20 protein-coding genes are annotated in these 20,456 nt (G+C 69.1%); 2 read left to right on the top strand and 18 right to left on the bottom strand.

The genetic code is table 11. From position 1 onward, the window contains the following. Positions 1–76: 76 nt before the first annotated feature. From ACFUCU_RS05310 to lysS, 4 genes are all read right to left on the bottom strand, one after another. Positions 77–2,569 (bottom strand): ATP-dependent Clp protease ATP-binding subunit, encoded by a 2,493-nt coding sequence (locus ACFUCU_RS05310; RefSeq protein WP_290257002.1) that lies wholly within the window; start codon positions 2,567–2,569, stop codon positions 77–79. 348 nt (positions 2,570–2,917) lie between these two features. Next, the gene (locus ACFUCU_RS05305) at positions 2,918–3,244 is read right to left on the bottom strand and encodes an Lsr2 family protein (RefSeq protein ID WP_290257003.1); all 327 of its coding nucleotides are present in this window, start codon (positions 3,242–3,244) and stop codon (positions 2,918–2,920) included. A 129-nt stretch (positions 3,245–3,373) separates the two neighbouring features. Continuing rightward, positions 3,374–3,568 (bottom strand): hypothetical protein, encoded by a 195-nt coding sequence (locus tag ACFUCU_RS05300; protein WP_290257004.1) that lies wholly within the window; start codon positions 3,566–3,568, stop codon positions 3,374–3,376. A gap of 2 nt (positions 3,569–3,570) precedes the next feature. Further along, complete coding sequence (lysS, locus tag ACFUCU_RS05295; RefSeq protein ID WP_290257005.1) at positions 3,571–5,100, bottom strand: lysine--tRNA ligase; 1,530 nt, start codon at positions 5,098–5,100, stop codon at positions 3,571–3,573. Positions 5,101–5,189: 89 nt separating this feature from the next. Here lysS and ACFUCU_RS05290 point away from each other — a divergent pair, with 89 nt between their 5' ends. Continuing rightward, positions 5,190–5,813, top strand: coding sequence for a thymidine kinase (locus ACFUCU_RS05290; protein ID WP_290257006.1), 624 nt, complete (start codon positions 5,190–5,192; stop codon positions 5,811–5,813). Between the two features lie 109 nt (positions 5,814–5,922). Here ACFUCU_RS05290 and ACFUCU_RS05285 read toward each other — a convergent pair whose 3' ends face one another. Next, the gene (locus ACFUCU_RS05285; RefSeq protein WP_377971160.1) at positions 5,923–6,681 is read right to left on the bottom strand and encodes a hypothetical protein; all 759 of its coding nucleotides are present in this window, start codon (positions 6,679–6,681) and stop codon (positions 5,923–5,925) included. 247 nt (positions 6,682–6,928) lie between these two features. On the opposite strand from ACFUCU_RS05285, the gene ACFUCU_RS05280 reads away from it, so the two are divergent. Next, complete coding sequence (locus ACFUCU_RS05280; RefSeq protein WP_377971159.1) at positions 6,929–7,762, top strand: alpha/beta fold hydrolase; 834 nt, start codon at positions 6,929–6,931, stop codon at positions 7,760–7,762. Positions 7,763–7,845: 83 nt separating this feature from the next. Here ACFUCU_RS05280 and ACFUCU_RS05275 read toward each other — a convergent pair whose 3' ends face one another. From ACFUCU_RS05275 to tilS, 13 genes are all read right to left on the bottom strand, one after another. Then, a complete protein-coding gene (locus tag ACFUCU_RS05275; protein WP_377971158.1) occupies positions 7,846–9,393 on the bottom strand; it encodes an MDR family MFS transporter in 1,548 nt (515 codons plus the stop codon). Between the two features lie 106 nt (positions 9,394–9,499). Further along, positions 9,500–10,387: a pantoate--beta-alanine ligase gene (gene panC, locus ACFUCU_RS05270; protein WP_377971157.1), complete on the bottom strand. Its 888-nt coding sequence runs from the start codon at positions 10,385–10,387 to the stop codon at positions 9,500–9,502. A gap of 24 nt (positions 10,388–10,411) precedes the next feature. Beyond that, positions 10,412–11,308 (bottom strand): Rossmann-like and DUF2520 domain-containing protein, encoded by an 897-nt coding sequence (locus tag ACFUCU_RS05265; protein WP_377971156.1) that lies wholly within the window; start codon positions 11,306–11,308, stop codon positions 10,412–10,414. Continuing rightward, positions 11,301–12,902 carry a PH domain-containing protein gene (locus tag ACFUCU_RS05260; RefSeq protein WP_377971154.1) on the bottom strand — a complete coding sequence of 534 codons (1,602 nt, stop codon included), beginning with the start codon at positions 12,900–12,902 and terminating at the stop codon, positions 11,301–11,303. Before ACFUCU_RS05260 ends, ACFUCU_RS05265 begins: the two co-directional genes overlap by 8 nt. Continuing rightward, positions 12,899–13,411 carry a PH domain-containing protein gene (locus ACFUCU_RS05255; RefSeq protein ID WP_377971152.1) on the bottom strand — a complete coding sequence of 171 codons (513 nt, stop codon included), beginning with the start codon at positions 13,409–13,411 and terminating at the stop codon, positions 12,899–12,901. Before ACFUCU_RS05255 ends, ACFUCU_RS05260 begins: the two co-directional genes overlap by 4 nt. Continuing rightward, complete coding sequence (locus tag ACFUCU_RS05250; protein WP_364135908.1) at positions 13,392–13,916, bottom strand: DUF3180 domain-containing protein; 525 nt, start codon at positions 13,914–13,916, stop codon at positions 13,392–13,394. Before ACFUCU_RS05250 ends, ACFUCU_RS05255 begins: the two co-directional genes overlap by 20 nt. Beyond that, on the bottom strand, positions 13,913–14,485 hold the full coding sequence (gene folK, locus ACFUCU_RS05245; protein WP_377971151.1) for a 2-amino-4-hydroxy-6-hydroxymethyldihydropteridine diphosphokinase: 573 nt from the start codon (positions 14,483–14,485) through the stop codon (positions 13,913–13,915). The genes ACFUCU_RS05250 and folK overlap by 4 nt, the downstream gene beginning before the upstream one ends. After that, on the bottom strand, positions 14,482–14,841 hold the full coding sequence (folB, locus tag ACFUCU_RS05240) for a dihydroneopterin aldolase (protein ID WP_290257016.1): 360 nt from the start codon (positions 14,839–14,841) through the stop codon (positions 14,482–14,484). The genes folK and folB overlap by 4 nt, the downstream gene beginning before the upstream one ends. 12 nt (positions 14,842–14,853) lie before the next feature. Continuing rightward, complete coding sequence (gene folP, locus ACFUCU_RS05235; RefSeq protein WP_377971148.1) at positions 14,854–15,771, bottom strand: dihydropteroate synthase; 918 nt, start codon at positions 15,769–15,771, stop codon at positions 14,854–14,856. A 12-nt stretch (positions 15,772–15,783) separates the two neighbouring features. After that, complete coding sequence (gene folE / locus ACFUCU_RS05230; RefSeq protein ID WP_377971146.1) at positions 15,784–16,446, bottom strand: GTP cyclohydrolase I FolE; 663 nt, start codon at positions 16,444–16,446, stop codon at positions 15,784–15,786. Positions 16,447–16,455: 9 nt separating this feature from the next. Further along, on the bottom strand, positions 16,456–18,522 hold the full coding sequence (gene ftsH / locus ACFUCU_RS05225) for an ATP-dependent zinc metalloprotease FtsH (RefSeq protein WP_377971145.1): 2,067 nt from the start codon (positions 18,520–18,522) through the stop codon (positions 16,456–16,458). A 201-nt stretch (positions 18,523–18,723) separates the two neighbouring features. Beyond that, complete coding sequence (gene hpt / locus ACFUCU_RS05220) at positions 18,724–19,275, bottom strand: hypoxanthine phosphoribosyltransferase (protein WP_290257019.1); 552 nt, start codon at positions 19,273–19,275, stop codon at positions 18,724–18,726. Between the two features lie 29 nt (positions 19,276–19,304). Beyond that, positions 19,305–20,381 (bottom strand): tRNA lysidine(34) synthetase TilS, encoded by a 1,077-nt coding sequence (gene tilS, locus ACFUCU_RS05215; protein WP_377971340.1) that lies wholly within the window; start codon positions 20,379–20,381, stop codon positions 19,305–19,307. Between the last annotated feature and the right edge of the window lie 75 nt (positions 20,382–20,456).

Here is a 20,456-nt window from a genome sequence, read left to right as displayed (position 1 = left end):
GACGGCCCCGGCCGCTCCCGCGAGGGAAGCGGCCGGGGCCGTTGCGTCTGGTGCCGTGCGGAGCAGCGAACCTGCCCTAGTGGGTCGGCGCGATCTCCGGGATGCTCGGCTTGGCGTTGCCGGCGAAGGTGAACTTCGCGTCGTCGCCCTCCCCCTCGACGTCGACCACCACGATGTCGCCGGAGTGCAACTCACCGAAGAGGATCTTCTCGGAGAGCTGGTCCTCGATCTCGCGCTGGATGGTGCGGCGCAGCGGCCGGGCACCCATCGCGGGGTCGTAGCCGCGGGTGGCCAGGAGCACCTTGGCCGCGGGCGTGAGCTCGATGCCCATGTCCTTGTCCTTGAGGCGGCGCTCCAGGCGGGTGACGAATAGGTCGACGATCTCGATGATCTCGTCCTGGGTCAGCTGCGGGAAGACCACGACGTCGTCAACACGGTTCAGGAACTCGGGGCGGAAGTGCTGCTTGAGCTCCTCCGTGACCCGGGCGCGCATCCGGTTGTAGCCGGTCTGCGTGTCCGTGCCGGACTGGAAGCCGGTGGCGACGCTCTTGGAGATGTCCCGGGTACCGAGGTTGGTGGTCATGATGATCACGGTGTTCTTGAAGTCCACCACGCGGCCCTGGGAGTCGGTCAGGCGGCCGTCTTCCAGGATCTGCAGCAGCGAGTTGAACAGGTCCGCGTGGGCCTTCTCCACCTCGTCGAAGAGCACCACGGAGAACGGACGACGCCGGACCTTCTCGGTCAGCTGGCCGCCTTCCTCGTAGCCCACGTAGCCCGGAGGGGCACCGAAGAGCCGCGAAACGGTGTGCTTCTCGGAGTACTCGGACATGTCCAGGGTGATCAGCGCGTCTTCCTCGCCGAACAGGAACTCCGCGAGGGCCTTGGCCAGCTCGGTCTTGCCGACGCCGGTGGGGCCGGCGAAGATGAACGAGCCGCCGGGACGCTTCGGGTCCTTGAGGCCGGCACGGGTGCGGCGGATCGCCTGGGACAGGGCCTTGATGGCCTCGTCCTGGCCGACGACGCGCTTGTGCAGTTCCTCTTCCATCTTCAGCAGGCGCGAGGACTCTTCCTCGGTCAGCTTGAAGACCGGGATGCCGGTGGAGTTCGCGAGCACCTCGGCGATGATGTCCTCATCCACCTCGGAGATGTCGTCCATGCCGCCGGTCTTCCACTGGCGTTCCTTCTCGGCGCGTTCGGCAATGAGCTTCTGCTCCTTGTCGCGCAGCGAGGCGGCTCCTTCGAAGTCCTGGGCGTCGATCGCCGATTCCTTCTCCAGCTTCATGGCCGCAATCTTCTCGTCCATCAGCTTCAGCTCCGGCGGAGCGGTCATCCGGCGGATGCGCAGCCGGGCGCCGGCTTCATCGATCAGGTCGATGGCCTTGTCCGGCAGGAAGCGGTCCGAGATGTAGCGCTCGGACAGGCTCGCGGCCGAGGCGAGGGCGCCGTCGGTGATGGTCACGCGGTGGTGCGCCTCGTAGCGGTCACGCAGGCCCTTGAGGATCTCGATCGCATCCGCGACGGAGGGCTCCTTGACCTGGATCGGCTGGAAGCGGCGCTCCAGGGCGGCGTCCTTCTCGATGTGCTTGCGGTACTCATCCAGCGTGGTGGCGCCGATGGTCTGCAGCTCGCCGCGGGCCAGCATGGGCTTCAGGATCGAGGCCGCATCGATGGCGCCCTCGGCCGCGCCCGCACCCACCAGGGTGTGGATCTCGTCGATGAACAGGATGATGTCGCCGCGGGTGCGGATCTCCTTGAGGACCTTCTTCAGTCGCTCTTCGAAGTCACCGCGGTAACGGGAGCCTGCCACCAGGGAACCGAGGTCCAGGGTGTAGAGCTGCTTGTCCTTGATGGTTTCCGGGACGTCGCCGCGGACGATCGCCTGGGCCAGGCCCTCGACGACGGCGGTCTTACCGACACCGGGTTCACCGATCAGGACGGGGTTGTTCTTGGTGCGGCGGGAAAGGACCTGCATGACGCGTTCCATTTCCTGCTCGCGGCCGATCACGGGGTCAAGCTTGTTCTCCCGGGCGGCCTGGGTCAGGTTCCGGCCGAACTGGTCGAGGACGACCGAGCCGGCGGGGGTACCCTCGGCCTGGCCGGCGCCGACACCGGCTCCGGCGGATTCCTTGCCCTGGTAGCCGGAGAGCAGCTGGATGACCTGCTGGCGGACCCGGTTGAGGTCTGCTCCGAGCTTGACCAGCACCTGAGCGGCAACGCCTTCACCCTCGCGGATGAGGCCGAGCAGGATGTGCTCGGTGCCGATGTAGTTGTGGCCGAGCTGCAGGGCCTCGCGCAGGGAGAGTTCCAGCACCTTCTTGGCCCGCGGCGTGAAGGGGATGTGACCGGACGGCGCCTGCTGGCCCTGTCCGATGATCTCCTGCACCTGCTCGCGGACGCCGTCGAGCGAAATGCTCAAGGACTCGAGGGCTTTGGCGGCAACACCTTCACCCTCATGGATCAGACCCAAGAGGATGTGTTCGGTACCGATGTAATTGTGGTTCAGCATGCGTGCCTCTTCTTGGGCAAGCACAACTACGCGACGGGCACGGTCCGTAAATCGCTCAAACATTTCGCCACACTCCTAGCTACGACGTACTTTGATGCTACGTGGCGGTCTTCGTAATTTGTGGCTTGTTCGCCACAGGGGAAACCGGGGCGGTTGCGGGGACCCGGGCGGCGTGCACGGCCCGTGTATGCGCTCCTACCCGGTTACCTCCGCCGCACCAGGCCGGGTGGTCCCCGGAAACGGCCCAAACACTGCCCGGCCGGGCTCCGGCGTCGGCACGCCGGGCCAGCCTCCGGACGGTAACCGGGGAGGAACGTACGGACCCCGGACGCAGCGAAGCCCCCACCGGATGGCGGGGGCTTCGCTGTAGGCAATTCGTTCCGGCCCTAGGGGCCGGAAACGGCGCCAATCTTAGGAATTGGCCTTTTGGTAGGCTTCCTGAATTTCGGCCTGGATTCGGCCGCGGCTGTTGACCGCGTAGCCATTGTCACGGGCCCACTGGCGAATCTGGGCCGAATCCTGATTTCGGCCGCTGGCGGCCTTCGTGCGGGTGGGCCGGCCGGCGGACGTTTTGCGGGCCTGGCCCACATAACGTTCGAGCGACGAGCGCAGTTCTGAAGCATTGTTGGCCGACAGGTCAATTTCGTAACTGACGCCGTCCAGCCCAAACCGGACGGTTTCGTCCGCGGATCCCCCATCCAGATCATCCACGAGGATGATTTCAACTTTCTGTGCCATAAAGACTCTCTTTTCGAAGGAGGAGCATTTAGAAAAGCAGGATGTAACTGTAAAAAGTATCCATCGCTTTATGGCACCGAGTCAAAGCGAAAACTACGCTATGGGAAAACAGCGTCGGCTAATGACTTTCTAGGGCTGTTCCGGGGAATGCCCCTGATCCGGCGCGGAATTCGCGGCCGGGGCGTTTACTGCTGCGTCGGCTTCCGCCTGGGCGCGGGCCTCGGCCTGGCGTTCGGATTTATCGGCGTTGAATATTGCCTTCATCACGAACCAGAAAATGAGGCCCACCACCACGGAGGGCAGCAGCACGGCAATGTAATCCATGATCAGTTGCCTTCGGGCTTGAGCAGCGGGAACAGGATGGTCTCGCGGATGCCCGCACCGGTGAACAGCATCACCAGCCGGTCGATGCCGAGGCCGATGCCGCCCATCGGCGGGGCGCCGTATTCGAGGGCCCGGAGGAAGTCCTCGTCCAGCTGCATGGCCTCGACGTCGCCGGCGGCGGAGCGCAGCGACTGTTCGGTGAGGCGTTCGCGCTGGATGACGGGGTCGATCAGCTCGGAGAACGCGGTGCCGCGCTCCATGCCGCCGATGATCAGGTCCCAGGCCTCGATCAGGCGGCCGTCCTCACGGTGCTGGCGGGCCAGCGGCTGCGCGGACGGCGGGTAGTCGTACACGAAGGTCGGGTTCAGCAGGGTGGGCTCGACCAGTTCGCCGAAGAGTTCGACGACGAGCTTCTCCGCGTCCCAGGCGGCGTCCACCTTGACCTCGTGCTTTTCCGCGAGGGCCAGCAGCTCGGCGGCGGGGGTGTCCGGGGTGATCTCCTGGCCGACGAAGTCGGAGAGGCCCGGGTAGACGGCCATCCAGGCCCAGTCGCCGTCGAGGTTGATCTCGCCGGCCTCGGTCTGCAGCACCCGGCCCACGCCAGCGGCGTCCGCGGCGTCGAGGATGATCTCCTTGATCCGGTCCGCCATGACGAACTGGTCGGCCCAGGCCTCGTAGCTCTCCAGGGTGGTGAATTCGGGGCTGTGCGTGGAGTCGACGCCCTCGTTCCGGAAGACGCGGCCCATGTCGTAGACCCGGTCGATGCCGCCGACGACCGTGCGCTTGAGGTAGAGCTCGGTGGCGATGCGCAGGGTCATCTTCTGGTCGAACGCGTTCATGTGCGTCTCGAACGGGCGGGCGGTGGCGCCGCCGTGGACTAGCTGCAGCATGGGGGTCTCCACCTCCACGTAGCCCTGGCGGTGCAGGGTCTCGCGGATGGAGCGGGTGATTGCGGCGCGGGTGTAGACCATCTCGCGGGCCTCGTCGCGGACGATCAGGTCCACGTAGCGCTGGCGGACGCGGGTTTCCTCGTTCAGTTCAGCGTGCAGCACGGGCAGCGGGCGCAGGGCCTTGGACGCCATGGACCAGGACTCGGCCATGACGGAGAGCTCGCCGCGGCGGGAGGAGATGACCTCACCCTTGATGAAGACGTGATCGCCGAGGTCCACGAGGGACTTCCAGTCGGCGAGCGCCTCCTCACCGACGTTGGCCAGGCTGAGCATGACCTGGAGGCGGACCGCCTTGCCGTCGAGGCCGCCCTCCTGCAGGGTGGCGAAGCAGAGCTTGCCGGTGTTGCGGATGAAGACGATGCGGCCGGTGACACCGACGACGTCGCCGGTGGTCTCGTCGGCGACGAGGTGGGCGTACTTCTCCCGGATATCCGTCAGCGAGTGGGTCCGCTCGACGCCCACGGGGTAGGCCTCGATCCCGCGCTCGATCAGCTTCGCGCGCTTTTCCATCCGGACCAGGGTCTGTTCGCTGGCCTCGGAGTGCTCGGGCGTGTTCGGGGCAGGGGTGTTTTGGGAAGTCACAATCCCTAAGTTTACCGGGGATTCCTGAGCGCCCGGGATCGGGGGCGGTGGCACTAGAATCGGGGGCGACCGCTCCTGAAAGGACCCCCTTGGCCAAGCTCTACTTCCGCTACGGCGCGATGAACTCCGGCAAGTCCACGGGCCTGCTACAGGCGGCCTTCAACTACGAGGAACGCGGCCAGCGGGTGCTGCTGGCCAAGCCGGACATCGACACCAAGGGCGACACCGCCGTCGTCTCCCGCCTGGGCATGACCCGCGACGTCGATTTCCTGATCCCGGCGGGCGCATCCGCGCGGGAACTGTTCTCCGCCCTGGCGCACGGGGATGATCCGGACGCGCTGCTGCAGCACGTGGACACCCCGCCGGTGGCCTGCCTGCTGGTGGATGAGGCGCAGTTCCTGACGCCGGAGCAGGTGGATGACCTGTTCCGGATCGCCGTCCTGGACAACGTGCCGGTGCTGGCCTACGGCATCCGCACGGACTTCCGTACGCGCGCCTTCCCGGGGTCGCTCCGTCTGCTGGAGATCGCGCACACCCTGGAGGAGCTGAAGACGATCTGCCGCTGCGGCCGCAAAGCGATCTTCAACACCCGCCGGATCGGCGACCGGGTGGTGTTCGACGGCGAACAGGTCGCCATCGACGGCCAGGACGCCTGGTACGAATCCCTCTGCGGCTCCTGCTATCTCGAGGTATCCGGCGGCCGGCTGGGTTGACCGACGGAGCCGCGTGCGCGACGTGGGCTCCCTCAAAGCGCAAAGAACCGGCTCCGTCCCTGAGGGGACGGAGCCGGTTCCTGTGGTCTAACGAATGCGGGAGGATGCCTTAGAGGCGGTGCGTCCCGCCGGTGGAGCCTGCTTCCGGCGTGTAGGTGTGGACGGCGTCCTTGATCTGTTCGGTGGCCGGGGGAGAATTCTGGGCCTCCGACTTGATCTTCGGGGCCTCGGCCTCGGCCTTGTTCAAGTAGTGCTCCCAGCGCTGGGACATGGGCTTGATGAGCCCGCCGCCGACGCCTACAACAAGGATGCCCACGATCGCGGCAAGCACAGCGATGAGGATCGGGGTCGTCACGGTGGTGGCAATGTCGACCTGGTTCAGGGCAGCGATGATGCCGATGCCCAGGATGAAGATGCTGGCGATGTTCGCAAGCGTCTTGCCGTAGGAGAGGCCGCCGAGGGAGCCCTGAATGAGGGTCTTGACGGCCGCGGCGATCGCGGCACTGACGATGACGATGATGATGGCGACGACGACGCGCGGGAGAAAGGCGATGATCGCGGCGAGCAGCGTGCTGACCGGGTTGGGCCCAAAGACACCGAACGCGAACTGAAGCACGAAGAGCACCAGGGCGTAGTAGATGATCTTGGAGATAACGTCACTGGCATCAAGCTCGGAATTGGCCAGCGCCTTCTTCACCCCGCCTCGCTCCACGGCGCGGTCGAAGCCGACCTTGTGCAGCAGCTTGGACAGAGCCTTCGCGATCGCCTTTGCAATCAGCAGGCCGACGATCAGGATGACCAGGAACAGCACCAGCTTGGGGACGAAGTCAATGACGGTGGCCAGGCCGGCCTTGAGTGTATCTTCCATTTTTCCTCACATATCGGCTAAGGGTCGAACGAAACTAAGCATGCTTTCCAAATTGAGTACACACGATCGAAAAGGTAATAGCAAGCACGCTTAGTAATAAATTTTGCCGTCGCATCCACCGGCGCGAGGGCTACGAAACTGGCGGGGAATGTGCACGCCGCTCTCAGAAGGCTCCATATAGGGCCGCCCGCGCAGCCTGGGCCGAAGCCGCCTGCGCGAGGGCGGCCGGCTGGGCTAGGCTCAAGCCATGACCCGCGAGAACATCCACACCCCCGACGGCGGAACCCTCGAGTTGTTCAGCACGGGGGCGGAACTGTCCGCGGCCGGCTCCGGCGTCGTCGTCGTGTCCGCCTCGATGGTGACCGCCGCCGACTACACCAAGTTTGCGCAGAAGCTCAGCGCCTCCCTCGGCCGGCCGGTCCACACCTTTAACCGCCGCGGCCGCGGCGGCTCCTCCCCGCAGCCGGAGGACTACACACTTGACGTGGACATCCACGACCTCGACGCCGTGATGAAGCACACCAACAGCACGGACGTGTTCGGTCACAGCTTCGGCGGCGCCGTCGCCCTGCACGCCGCCCGCACCCTGCCGGTGGAGCGGCTGGCGGTCTACGACCCGGCCGTCTCGGTCAACCACAGCGTCACCGCCGACTGGATCCCCGAGTATGAGCGCCTCACCGCCGCCGGCGACGACGACCGGGCCCTGGCCGTGCTGGTCCGCGGGTTGGAAACCGGCAGCGCCGTTTCCCGGATGCCGCTGTCCATGCTGACCCTGGCCAATAAGCTGACCGCCGGGACCCCCGTGGGCAAGCAACTGCGGGAGCTGATGAAGACCGGCGTCCGCGAGATTAAGGCGATCATCGCCGCCGACATGCCCGCCGAACCGTTCCTGGCACTGCCGCTGGAGACCCTGATCGTGGTGGGCGAGAAGAGCCCGGCGTACTTCGGCGTGGCCTGCGCCCAGATCCACGACGTGCTCTCCGGTTCGAGCTACACAATCCTGCCGGGCATGGGCCACGACGGCGTGAATAAGGCCCCGGAGAAGCTGATCTCGGAGCTGAGCGCCTTCTTCGCCGGCTGACGCAGCTTCCCCGCGGCGCGCCAGCCGCGTCTGTTGACCCGGGAGCGGGACTTGCCCGCTCCCCTCCCCCAGTGGCCCGGTTCTCAGTGTCCTGCGGGCCCTGCCGCCCCTTCGGTCTTGCGCATCAGCAGTGAGAGCACGAGCGCGGCGACGGCGATCGCCGCGGCGGTCAGGAACGCCGCGTGCATGCCCGCTGCCGGACCGGACGAGACGGAAACCACCGCGAAGATCGAGACCAGCAGCGCGGTGCCGGCCGCTCCGGCCACCTGCTGCAGGGTGCTCAGGATGGCCGAACCGTGCGAGTACAGGTGCGGCGGCAGCGGGTTCAGCCCGGTGGTGAAGGCGGGGGTGAACAGCAGCGCCAGGCCTAGGCTGAGGGTCACATGCAGGCCGATGATCCAGCCCACCGGCGACTGCGCGTCCAGTCCGGCGAGCTGCCAGAGCGAGAGCACCATCAGCACGGAGCCGGTCACGGTCAGCGGCAGCGGGCCCACCTTGTCGAACAGCCGGCCGATCACCGGGCCCAGCAGGCCCATCGCGAGACCGCCCGGGAGCAGCACCAGGCCGGTTTCCAGCGACTTCAGGCCGCGGATTTCCTGCAGGTAAAGCGGCAACAGGATGACGGCGCCGAAGAGCGCGACCATCGCGACCACCAGCAGCAGCACGGAGACGGTGAACATCCGGAAGTTGAAAGCCCTCAAGTCCAGCAGCGGCTCGTCCCGCTTCTGCAGCCGCAGCTGCCGGAACACGAACGCGGCCAGGGACACGACGCCGACGGCGAGCGCGGCCACCGCGGGGGCGGGCGGGCCGGAGGTGCCGCCGCCGATCTGGCTCAGGCCGTAGACCACGCCTCCGAAGGCCGGGATGGTCAGGACCACGGAGAGGGCGTCCAGCCGGGTCTTCTCGTTCTCGCCGATGTTGCGGAGGTACTTGGCGCCGATCGCGAGGGCCAGCAGCGCGATGGGCAGGACGAAGACGAACATGAAGCGCCAGGAAAAGTTCTGCAGGATCAGGCCGGAGACGGTGGGACCCATGGCCGGGGCCACCGAGATCGCGATGCTGACGTTGCCCATGACCGCGCCGCGCCGGGAGATCGGCACCAGGGTCAGGATGGTGGTCATCAGCAGCGGCAGCATGATGGCGGTTCCGGCGGCCTGGACGATCCGGGCCAGCAGGAGCACCGGGAAGCCCGGGGCGAGGGCGGCCAGCAGGGTGCCGCCGGAGAACAGTCCCATGGCCAGCATGAAGACGGCCCGGGTGGTCAGCCGCTGCAGGATGAACCCGGTGGTGGGGATGACCACGGCCATGGTCAGCATGAAGCCGGTGGCCAGCCACTGGACCGTTGGCGCGTCCACGCGCAGGTCCACCATCAGCCGCTGCAGCGCCACGTTCATGATGGTCTCGTTCAGGATCACCACAAAGGTGGCCACCAGCAGGGTGGCGATGACCGTCACGGATTCGCGGGACAGCTTCTCCGGCGCGGGTTTGGCCGCGCGGGCGTTCGCGGCCGGGGAGCCGGCGGGGCTTTCCGCGCGGTTTCCGTTTCCGGTGCCCTCTGCGTCGGTGCTTTCGGCGTCGATCCGGGGCGGGGCCAGACCCTCCTGGACGTTGGAACGGGATTCTTCAGGCATGGGGTTCCCTCGGGGATGCGATGGCGGATTGGCGGACACGGCCGCCACTACGATTCTCAACCCTCCGGCCGGAAAGGTCATTCCCTCCCGTCGGACTATTTGTTCCCTAGGAGTCCAGCGGCACGTTGTCGATCAGCCGCACTGGGCCCACCTTGGCAGCGATGAGCACCAAAGCCTCGCCCCGGAACGGCGTCTCGCGGCAGTTCTCCGCGAGCGGCTCAAGGGTGAGCGGATCGACGACGTCGAAGTAGTCCATTTCCACGAGCGGCTGGGATTCCACCAGCGCGCGGGCGGAGTCCAGGTCGAGGGGTTCGTGCGCGTTCGCCCGGTCCTCCACCAGCCGCAGCGCCCGCGAGAGGACCAGCGCGGCCTCGCGTTCGGCGTCGGAAAGGAAGCGGTTCCGGCTGGAGAGAGCCAGCCCGTCCGCCGACCGCACGATCGGGACGGCCACGATCTCCACCGGGAAGTTCAGGTCCGCCACCATCCGGCGCACCAGGGTCAGCTGCTGGGCGTCCTTCTGGCCGAAGTACGCCCGGTAGTCGGCCTGGCCGGCACCAGGCAGCCCGTAGTGCAGCAACTTCGCCACCACGGTCAGCGCGCCGTCGAAGTGCCCGGGGCGGGAGGCGCCCTCCCACTTCTCGGCCAGCGCGCCCGAGGTGATCCGGACCATCGGCTCCCCGCCGGGGTAGACCTCCTCGACGGACGGCGCGAACACAAGGTCCACGCCCTCCGCCTCCAGCAGCGCCAGGTCCGCCTCCAGCGTGCGCGGGTAGCGTTCCAGGTCCACGGCCTCGCCGAACTGCAGCGGGTTAACGAAGATGGTGGCCACCACCACGTCGTTCTGCGCGACGGCGGTGCGCGCCAGCGCGGCGTGGCCCTCGTGCAGGGCGCCCATGGTGGGGACGATGCCCTGGGAGCTGCCGCCCTTTTCGGTGAGCAGGCGGGCGCTCTCGGCGCGCAGCTGCGCGGCGGTGGTCACCAGCTGGATGGGCATATCGGGTCCTTCCTCAGGAAACGGTCAGTCCGGTGCGGCGCCGTCGAGCGCCTGGCGGATGCCGTCGACTTGGTCCGGCCGGAGCAGCCCGCGGCTGCCCGCGCGGCGGGCCGTCGCCCGCGCCATGGCCAGGTAGGCCTCCAGAATATCCCCGCCGGAGCCGCCGTCGAGGTCGCGCAGCGCCTCCGCGTGCGCGGCGACGGTGCCGGCGTCCCCGCGGGCCACCGGGCCGGTCAGCGCCGACTCACCGGAGGCGAGGGCATTCTCGAGGCTGGCGCGCAGCAGCGGGCCCAGCATGCGGCCGGGTTCCTCGACGCCCACCTCGCGCAGCATTTCCGCGGCCTGCGCCACCAGGGTGACCAGGTGGTTCGAGCCGTGGGCCAGGGCGGCGTGGTACAGCGGCCGGTCCCCCTCGGCGATGGCGACGGGCTCGGCCCCCATCTCCACCACCAGGGCCTGGGCGATGGGCAGCATGGCCGGGTCCGCGGTCACGCCGAAGGTGCAGTCCAGCAGGCGGGTCAGGTCCAGGCTCATCCCGGTGAAGGTCATGGCCGGGTGCAGGGCCAGCGGCACGGCGCCCGCGGCGCGGACCGGATGCAGGAAGCCGACGCCGAAGCGCCCGGAGGTGTGGGCAACCAGCTGCCCCGGCTGCCAGGCGCCGAGTTTCGCGAGCCCGTCCACCAGCGGGCCGAGGGCGTCGTCCGGGACGGCCAGCAGCACCAGTTCGGCGCGTTCGACGATGTCCTGGATCTCCAGGACCGGCACGCCGGGCAGGAGCGTGTCCGCCCGTTCACGGCTGGCCTCGGAGACGGCGGAGACGCCGACGACGGCGTGTTCGGCGGCGCGCAGGGCCGCGCCGAGGACGGCTCCGACCTTTCCGGCGCCGATGATTCCGACGCCGAGGCGTCCTGGCTTAGCCATGCTGTGGGCCTTCCTGTGGATCTTCGGCGGGGTTCCCCACCGGCTGGGGTTTGGGGCTCAGGTGTGCAGCCTGGGCCAGGAGCAGGGCGCGGCCTTCGGCCAGGCCCGCCTGGATCACCCGGGGGGCCACCGGTCCGGAGGTGGTGTGCAGGACCAGGTCCACGACGCCGAAGCGCCGCGCCACGGGTCCCTGGTGCAGGGCGATGGACTGGGTGCGTCCGTGCGGCACCACTGTCAGGTGCCGCCACCAGCGGCCGGTGCGGATCAGCAGCGCGCTGCCGGTCACGGCGAAGCCATTGCGACGCCATCCCAGCGGCGCGAGCAGCCGGGCGCGGCGCGGGGTGGTGGTGAAGCCGCCGTCGTCACTGCCTGTGGGGTGGGCCGGGTCCCGCCGGGCCTGGATGCGGGCTGCGGGCGCCAGCCCGCTCAGCCCGGCGGCGAGGACGGCGTGGGCGTCAGGGCCCTCGGCTTCCGCGGCGAAGGATTGATCGGAGCCCGGCCGCGCGGCCCCATCGGGCAGCACCAGGTCCAGCAGCGCGGTCACGTCCTGCAGGGTGCCGACCGGCAGCAGGGTGGTCCGGGCGGATCGTTGGCCGTCCTGGCCGGGCGTCCCGTAGCCGGCGACGTTGACCTGGATGCGGTACCAGCCCAGCGGCCGCCAGAGCGGCGGCTGGCTGATCCGCAGGGCCTGGATCCTGCCCGGCGGGAGCGTCTGGGCGAGGGTGTCCAGCAGCCCGTACTGGAGCCGGATTCCGGCCTGGGAGGCAGCCGCGGTGAAGTTGTAGCCCTTGCTGAAGGGGGCCCAGAAGCCGGCCAGGATGCCGATTCCGGCGGGGACCAGGTAGAAGGAGAAACTACGGTTCTCCGTGAAAGCGGCGAGCAGCACTGACGTCGCGGCGCCCAAGAGCAGGACCACGGCCTGCTCGCTGAGCAGCAGTGAACCGGCCAGGCGGCGGGGCGGGACGGTCAGCACCGGCCGTTCGGGCGGCTCCGCGGGCGCGTCCGGTCCCGGCAGCGCCGCAGGCACCTGTGCATCATGTCCCCGGGCGACGGGTACCGCGGCGGCCTGTCCCGCAGCGCCCCGCAGGGCGGCCTCGCCAACGGCGGCGTCAAGGACGGCGGCGTCGAGGATGGCGGCGCGCAGCCGGCGGGCCTCCGCGACGCGCAGGTAGGCCAGGTGCACCGCCGACTGCCCGGCGTCGGCCACCTCGAAGCGCAACTCGGCGAGGCCGAAGATGCGGGCCAGCAGCGGCTGGACGACGTCGATCGCCTGGACCCGGTCCAGCCGCGCCTGCCGGTGCTGCTTGACCAGAACGCCGGTGGTGACCCGGACGAAGCCGCCCGCCACCTGATAGCGGGTGAAGTACCAGCTCAGGACGAAGCCGGCCACCACCAGCAGCAGCATGGTCCCGCCGCCCAACAGCAGCCAGGGCGCGCGGCCCGCGAAGCGCTCGTCGAAGACCGGGCCGCCGCGCAGCAGCCGTTCGGCGGCGTCGCGGCCGAAGAAGAAGAACAACGCCGCGAGTGCCAGCCAGCCGCGGACAAACGGCGAGGCGGGGTGCACCCGCTGCCAGTTGTCGGTGCCGCCGTTCACAGTCCGGCCAGCCGGGCCTCGCCGCGGGCGGTCAGCTGCTCCCGGAGCCGGGCGCCCTCCGCGGCGGGCAGGCCCGGGATCACGGCGCTGGTCCCGGCGGAGGCGGTGTGGAGTTTCAGCGTGCAGAGCCCCAGCGCCCGCTCCACGGGTCCGGCCGCGATGTCCACGTACTGCATCCGGCCGTAGGGCACCACCAGGGTGCGCTGGAAGAGGATGCCGCGGCGGATCAGCAGGTCATCGAGGCGTTCGGCGTAGCCGACGGCGCGGACCTGGCGCGGAATCAGCACCAGCCGCCAGAGGGCCAACAGCAGGTAGGCGGACGGCAGCGCGACGGCGAACCACAGCGGCGGCCACCGCCACGCTCCAGCAAGCACCAGCGCCAGGGGCACGGCCAGGGCTGCGGTGACGAGCACGGTCTCGGCGCCCCAGCCCAGCAGGCGGGCCGTCAGGTAGCGCGGCGAGACCCGCAGCCAGGAGATGCCCGGCGGATCAATCGCCTCGGTAGGCATATTCGCCTTCGGCTTCCGGTTTTCCGCGTTTCCCGGCCACCCCCGGGGGTTTGCCGGCGTCGCCGTCCTCCGGCGGGATGCGGCAGAACCGCTCCACCATCAGCCCCACCACGATCATCACCAGGCCGCCGCCGGCCATGGCCGCAATCTGCCAGGTGATGGCCTGGCCGCTGCGGACATTCCAGAGCCGGAGTTGGTCCATGAAGATCCCGGCGTGCCAGCCGAGCAGCATGGCCCCGGTGTAGGCGCAGGCCTGGGCGAGGACCAGGGTCCAGGCGGCCAGGATGGGGTTCAGCAGCTGCTTCTTCTTGCCGTTGCGCCAGCGCAGCACCCGGATGCCCAGCACCAGGGTAAGGACCACGATCACGCCCATGGTGATCAGGCCGGTCAGCGGCAGTACCGGGGTGGCCAGGCTGTAGCGGGCCGCCAGCAGGGTCGCGGCCCAGCCGGCGGCGGCCAGGCCGACGCCGATCACCAGCAGCACCAGCGGGTTGGTCAACTTCATGACGACACCGCCGGGCCGTTGGCGCCGTTGAGTTCCTCGAAGCCGTCGAAGGGGGCCAGGTCCCGGAAGTCGGCGGCCCGGACGGCGAGGTCGGCGACGCGTTCGCCGCCCAGTTCCGCCGCGGGGTCGATCAGGGACCACGGGTACAGCACGAAGGCCCGCTCGGCCGCGCGCGGGTGCGGCAGCGTCAGGACCGGGTCGTCGCTGACCAGCTCGCCGTAGGTGACGATGTCCACATCCAGGGTGCGGGGGCCCCAGTGGACCTCCCGGACCCGGTGGTGCTTGCGTTCCACGGCGTGGCAGTGGTCCAGGAGCTGGCGCGGGGATAGGGAGGTCTCGACGGCGATGACCATGTTCAGGAAGTCAGGCTGGTTGGGCGGTCCGCCCACGGCCTTGGTCTGCACGATCGGCGAGATGGCCAGCAACCGCACCTCCGGCGGGTCGACGAGGTCGGCGACGGCGGCGGAGAGGGTGTCGTTCCGGGCGCCGAGGTTGCTGCCGAGGGCCAGGACGGCGCGGGTGTACGTGGCGGGTTCCGGCGTAGCCGGGGCGTGGGCGGCGGAGCTCATGGGCGTTCCCGGTGCACGCTGACGGCAACGTCGCCGAAGTGGACCTGGATCGGGGCCTTGGGCTTGTGCACGGTGATGTCCACGGCGGTGACAGGGAAGCGTTCCAGCAGGTCCTCGGCGATCCGGACGGCCAAGGCCTCGATCAGGTTCACCGGCGCACCGGTGATCCAGCCACGGATGCATTCGGCCACCTCACCGTAATGCGCCGTGTCCAGCACGTCGTCGCTCGCGGCGGCGGCGGTGAAGTCCAGGTGCAGGACGGCGTCGACGACGAAGGGCTGCCCCTCGCGCCGTTCGAAGTCGAACACGCCGTGGTGCCCGACGGCGGTGACGCCGCTGAGCGTGATCCGGTCCATGGTTCCGCCGGCCTAGCTGTTGCCGGACGGGGTCATCCGGGCGGCGGCCTTGACCGCGTCGAGGTTCGGCCCGACGTCGTGGACCCGGACGGCCCAGGCGCCGCGGAAGGCGCTGATCGCGGTGATGGCGGCGGTGGCGGCGTCGCGGTCCTTGGGGGCGGCGGCCTTGCCGACGACCGTCAGGAGGCTGCCCAAAAAACGCTTCCGGGATGCGGCCACCAGCACCTTGTGGCCCATCGCCTGCAGAACGTCCAAGTGCTGCAGGAGCTCCCAGTTCTGTGCCTCGTTCTTGGCGAAGCCGAGTCCCGGGTCCACGATGATCTGCTCCGGCGCGGCGCCGGCGGCGACCAGCTTGTCGCGGACGCCGGCCAGCTCGGCCGCCACGTCGGCGGCGACGTCCCGGTAGTCGGTCAGGGAGTCCATGGTGCGGGCGTCCCCGCGGCGGTGTGTGAGGACGTAGGGCACGTTGCTGCGGGCCACGAGTTCCACCATCTCCGGTTCGATGGTCAGGCCGGAGACGTCGTTGATGATAGCGGCGCCGGCGGCCAGGGCCGCCTCGGCCGTGGCGGCGTGGGTGGTGTCGATGCTGACCAAAGCGCCGGCCTTCACCAGCGCCTCGATCACGGGCAACACGCGGCGCTGTTCCTCGTCCGGGGTGACCTCGGCGGCGCCGGGGCGGGTGGACTCGCCGCCGACATCGATGATGTCCGCGCCGGCGTAGTACATCCGCAGCCCGGCGGAGATGGCCTGTTCCGGGGTGGCGTGGCGGCCGCCGTCGCTGAACGAGTCGGGGGTGACGTTGAGGATTCCCATGACCAGGGTGCGGTTCGTGGGCAGGTCCTTGAAGGCGGCGGCCGGCCTCGGCTTCCGCAGCACGGGCAGCGGCGAGGTGGCAGGCCCGGTTCCGGGGGCTGCGGCGAGGGAGTCCATAGTGTGTCTTTCTTACCTTCCGAGGATGAGGCTCATGGCTTCGGCACGGGTGGCCGGGTCATGCAGTTGCCCACGGACCGCGCTGGTGACGGTCTTCGCGCCGGGTTTGCGGATGCCGCGCATTGACATGCACAGGTGCTCGCATTCGACGACGACGATCGCGCCGCGGGGCTTGAGGTGGGTGGTGAGCGCCTCGACGATCTGGGTGGTGAGCCGTTCCTGCACCTGCGGACGGCGGGCGAACAGGTCCACCAGCCGGGCCAGCTTGCTCAGGCCGGTGACCTTGCCGTCGTGCGAGGGGATGTAACCGACGTGCGCGACGCCGTGGAACGGCACCAGGTGGTGTTCGCAGGTGGAGTAGAACGGGATGTCCTTGACCAGGACCAGTTCCTCGTGGTCCAGGTCGAAGGTGGTGGCGAGGATTTCGGCCGGGTCGTGGTGCAGGCCGGCGAACATTTCCGCGTAGGCCTTGGCCACCCGCTTGGGGGTGTCCAGCAAGCCGCCGCGGTCCGGGTCTTCGCCGATGGCGAGCAGGATTTCACGCACCGCCGCCTCGATCCGGGGCCGGTCCACCAGGGTGGCGGTGCCGCCGTCGGCCCCTTTCGCCGCGGAATTCTCCGGGCGGAAGGGATCGGCGGCGGCCGAAACGTCGTCGTCGTCGAAGTAGGAAGTCACAGCAGAAGCCTAGCCGGGAAGGCCGTCAGGCCCCAGATCCGTGGTCCCGCCCTGGAAGGGCTCCTGGGAGGGGACGCCCTGGGCGTGCGGCGGCCGGGTGTCCAGCGGCTCCTCCAGGCGGGCCTTGGTGGCCTCCTCCTGCGCCTCACGCTCGGCCTTCTCCTGGCGGGACTCCACCGGGCCGACATCGTGGATGGGCCGGGTCTCCTTGGAGAGCCAGATCTCACGGAAGTCGCGCTTGCGGATATCCGCGAAGACCTGCGCGATCTCGTTCTGGTTCAGGGTCTCGCGCTCGAGCAGCTCCAGGGCCAGCTGGTCCAGGACGTCGCGGTTGGCGGTCAGGATCTCGTACGCCTCGTCGTGGGCGTTTTCGATCAGGCGGCGGACCTCCTCGTCAACGACGTAGGCGATCTGGTCCGAGTAGTTGCGCTCGTGCCCGGCGTCGCGGCCCAGGAACGGCTCGCCGCCGCCCTGGCCGAGGCGGACCGCGCCGACGCGCTCACTCATGCCATACTCGGTGACCATCTTCCGGGCGATGCCGGTGGCCTTCTCGATGTCGTTGGAGGCGCCGGTGGAGGGGTCGTGGAAGACCAGTTCCTCGGCGACGCGGCCGCCCATGGCGTAGGCCATCTGGTCCAGGAGCTCGTTGCGGGTCACGGAGTACTTGTCGTTCTCCGGCACCACCATGGTGTAGCCGAGGGCCCGGCCGCGGGGCAGGATGGTGATCTTGGTGACCGGGGCGGAGTTCCGCAGTGCCGCGGCGACGAGGGCATGGCCGCCTTCGTGGTAGGCGGTGACCTTGCGCTCGTGTTCCTTCATGACGCGGCTGCGCTTCTGCGGGCCGGCCATGACGCGGTCGATTGCCTCGTCCAGCGCGCGGTCGTCGATCAGGTTCGCGTTGGAGCGGGCGGTGAGCAGCGCGGCCTCGTTGAGCACGTTGGCCAGGTCCGCGCCGGTGTAGCCGGGGGTCTTCTTAGCCACAGCCTTGAGGTCGACGCCGGGAGCCATCGGCTTGCCCTTGGCGTGAACCTTGAGGATCTGGTCACGGCCGATCAGGTCCGGGGCCTCGACGGAGATCTGCCGGTCGAAGCGGCCGGGGCGCAGCAGCGCCGGGTCCAGCACGTCGGGCCGGTTGGTGGCGGCAATCAGGATGACGTTGGTCTTGACGTCGAAGCCGTCCATCTCCACGAGGAGCTGGTTGAGGGTCTGCTCGCGTTCGTCGTTGCCGCCGCCGATGCCGGCACCGCGGTGACGGCCGACGGCGTCGATCTCGTCGACGAAGATGATCGCCGGGGAGTTGGACTTGGCCTGTTCGAAGAGGTCGCGGACGCGGGAGGCGCCGACGCCGACGAACATTTCAACGAAGTCCGAGCCGGAGATGGAGAAGAAGGGGACGCCGGCCTCGCCGGCGACGGCGCGGGCCAGCAGCGTCTTACCGGTGCCGGGAGGGCCGTAGAGCAGCACGCCCTTGGGGATCTTGGCTCCGACGGCCTGGAACTTGGCCGGTTCCTGGAGGAATTCCTTGATTTCCTGGAGTTCCTCGACGGCCTCGTCCGCGCCGGCGACGTCGCTGAAGGTCACCTGCGGCATGTCCTTGTTGACCATCTTGGCCTTGGACTTGCCGAACTGCATGACCTTGGAGCCGCCGCCCTGCATCCGGGAGAGCAGGAACCAGAAGAGCACACCCAGCAGCAGGACCGGAACCAGCAGGGAGAACAGGCCGGAGAACCAGTTGCTCTCGACCGGCTGGTCGGTGAAGCCGCTCGGCGGCTTGGAGTCCGTGACGGCCTTGACGACGTCGGCCGCGCGGGCGTTGACGAAGTAGAACTGGACGTTCTTGCCCTTGTCCTGGCCGTCGATCTGCAGATTGTCCTTCAGGACCAGGTCCACTCGGTTCTCGGCGTCGAAAATCTTGGCCTGTTCAACCTTGCCGCCGTCGGTCAGGAGCGCCAGGCCCTTGTCCGTGTCGATGCGGCTCGACCCGCCCGGGGCGAGGGTGGCAAAGGCCAGCAGGAGCATGCCGATGACGACGACAATCCAGATGCCGGGGCCCTTGAAGAAACTCTTAGCTTTCATCTGATCGGGGGCTGGCCCCGTCCCTCCTGGTAGTGCTGCACGGCGTCCCATGGGCGCGCGTGTGGTGCTGCGTCAGTCTAGCTATACACCGTCGCTGTACCTCACGCACGGTCGGGATCAAAAGTTCCCTATGGGCGTAGCGGAGGGCGGGGTCCGGCCCGGCCGCCGGGTCCCGTGGGCGCCGGCGGCGGCGCGGCGGACTTACTCGTAGACGTGCGGGGCGAGGGTGCCCACGAAGTCCAGGTTGCGGTACTTCTCTGCGTAGTCCAGGCCGTAGCCGACGACGAATTCGTTCGGGATGTCGTAGCCGACGTACTTGACGTCGATCTGGACCTTGGCCGCGGTGGGCTTGCGGAAGGCGGTGCAGATTTCCACCGACGCGGTGCCGCGGGATTCCAGGTTGGTCTTGAGCCAGGACAGGGTCAGGCCGGAGTCGATGATGTCCTCGACGATCAGGACGTCCTTGCCCATCAGGTCCGTGTCCAGGTCCTTGAGGATCCGGACGACGCCGGAGGACTGGGTGCCGGAGCCGTAGGAGGAAACGGCCATCCAGTCCATGGAGACGTGGCTGTGCAGCGCGCGGGCGAGGTCGGCCATGACCATCACGGCGCCCTTGAGCACGCCGACGATCAGCAGCTCGCGGCCCTCGTAGTCCCGGTCGATCTCTGCGGCGAGTTCGGTGATGCGGGACTGGATCTGTTCCTTGGAGTAGAGAACGTGCTTAAGGTCCGCCTGGACGTCGTTTGAATCCACCAATGGCTCCTGTGTAGATGCGGGTGCGACTAATCTTGGGGCCGTTTGTGAGGCCGGAATACTAGCTTCCCACAGCGGGCCGCCTCGCGGGGAACGCCGCCGGCGGCCGGGCCGCCCTCCGCGGGGTGGCCGGGCGCCTGACCCGCCGACTGACCCGCCGCCTGGAGCTGGGCGAGCGAGAGCCGGTAGACGCTGACGCCGCCGGGCAGCTGAACGGGTCCGGCCGATCCCCGGCGGCGCAGCAGGTCCTCCGCGGCGAGCAGGCGCTGGTGGCTGGGTTGCTGGCCGCCGACCTCGGCCGCGGCCTTCGCGATCACCCGGAACCTGAGCGCGGCCGGCAGGGCGCGGAGCTCGTCCTCGGGCAGGCCCAGGTCGCCGCCGTCGTAGGTCTTCAGCGTGAGGTACGTGTCGTTCGCCACGGCGTCGAGGTAGTCGGCGTCGGCCTGCAGGATGGCCGCGGTGCGGGCGAGGGATTCGGCGACGCCGGGGCCGAGTTTCTCCTCCAGCATCGGCAGGACTTCTACCCGGGTGCGGGAACGGGCGAAGGCCGGGTCTGCGTTGCTGGGATCGTGCCAGGGGTCCAGGTCTTCGGCCGCACAGATTTCCAGCGTCTCGGCCCGCCGCAGGCCCAGGAACGGCCGGAGCAGCCGCCCGCGAGCCGGCCGCATGCCGGCCAGGGAGCGGGTGCCGGAGCCCCGGGCCAGGCCCAGCAGGACCTGCTCGGCCTGGTCGTCCAGAGTGTGGCCGAGCAGGATGGCCTGCGCTCCGGCGTCATCCGCGGCCGCGTCCAGGGCGGCATGCCGGGCCTCCCGGGCGGCGGCCTCCGGCCCCATCCCGGTGGCGGCGACGGTGACGGTCCGGATCTCCACGGGAGCCAGTCCCAGCTCCCGCAGCGCCGCCGCGGCGGCCCGGGCGACTTCCGCAGAGCCGGGCTGCAGCTGATGGTCGACGACGACGGCGCCGACGCTGATCGGGTGGCCGTGCACGTGGCCGCGGCGGGCGAAGTACGCCGCGGCGGCCGCGAGGGCCAGGGAATCCGGGCCGCCGCTGCAGGCGACCAGTACGCGTTCGGGGTAGCCGGCGTCGGCGAGGGCCGTCTCGAGCAGCTTCCGCGCCTTGCCGAGCACGGGCGAGAGGCGGCCGGGCCGGCGCCGGCCGGCGGGACGTACGGCGCTTTCGCT

This window comes from Arthrobacter sp. NPDC057259 (assembly GCF_042668995.1).
Lineage (GTDB): Bacteria > Actinomycetota > Actinomycetes > Actinomycetales > Micrococcaceae > Arthrobacter.
This window is presented reverse-complemented; position numbering and strand designations above follow the sequence as displayed.

Coding starts and splice junctions, on each gene's coding strand:
- ACFUCU_RS05310 (WP_290257002.1), bottom strand. CDS start 2,569: ATGTTTGAGCGATTTACGGACCGTGCCCGTCGCGTAGTTGTGCTTGCC.
- ACFUCU_RS05305 (WP_290257003.1), bottom strand. CDS start 3,244: ATGGCACAGAAAGTTGAAATCATCCTCGTGGATGATCTGGATGGGGGA.
- ACFUCU_RS05300 (WP_290257004.1), bottom strand. CDS start 3,568: ATGGATTACATTGCCGTGCTGCTGCCCTCCGTGGTGGTGGGCCTCATT.
- ACFUCU_RS05285 (WP_377971160.1), bottom strand. CDS start 6,681: ATGGAAGATACACTCAAGGCCGGCCTGGCCACCGTCATTGACTTCGTC.
- ACFUCU_RS05280 (WP_377971159.1), top strand. CDS start 6,929: ATGACCCGCGAGAACATCCACACCCCCGACGGCGGAACCCTCGAGTTG.
- ACFUCU_RS05275 (WP_377971158.1), bottom strand. CDS start 9,393: ATGCCTGAAGAATCCCGTTCCAACGTCCAGGAGGGTCTGGCCCCGCCC.
- panC (WP_377971157.1), bottom strand. CDS start 10,387: ATGCCCATCCAGCTGGTGACCACCGCCGCGCAGCTGCGCGCCGAGAGC.
- ACFUCU_RS05265 (WP_377971156.1), bottom strand. CDS start 11,308: ATGGCTAAGCCAGGACGCCTCGGCGTCGGAATCATCGGCGCCGGAAAG.
- ACFUCU_RS05255 (WP_377971152.1), bottom strand. CDS start 13,411: ATGCCTACCGAGGCGATTGATCCGCCGGGCATCTCCTGGCTGCGGGTC.
- ACFUCU_RS05250 (WP_364135908.1), bottom strand. CDS start 13,916: ATGAAGTTGACCAACCCGCTGGTGCTGCTGGTGATCGGCGTCGGCCTG.
- folK (WP_377971151.1), bottom strand. CDS start 14,485: ATGAGCTCCGCCGCCCACGCCCCGGCTACGCCGGAACCCGCCACGTAC.
- folB (WP_290257016.1), bottom strand. CDS start 14,841: ATGGACCGGATCACGCTCAGCGGCGTCACCGCCGTCGGGCACCACGGC.
- folP (WP_377971148.1), bottom strand. CDS start 15,771: ATGGACTCCCTCGCCGCAGCCCCCGGAACCGGGCCTGCCACCTCGCCG.
- ftsH (WP_377971145.1), bottom strand. CDS start 18,522: ATGAAAGCTAAGAGTTTCTTCAAGGGCCCCGGCATCTGGATTGTCGTC.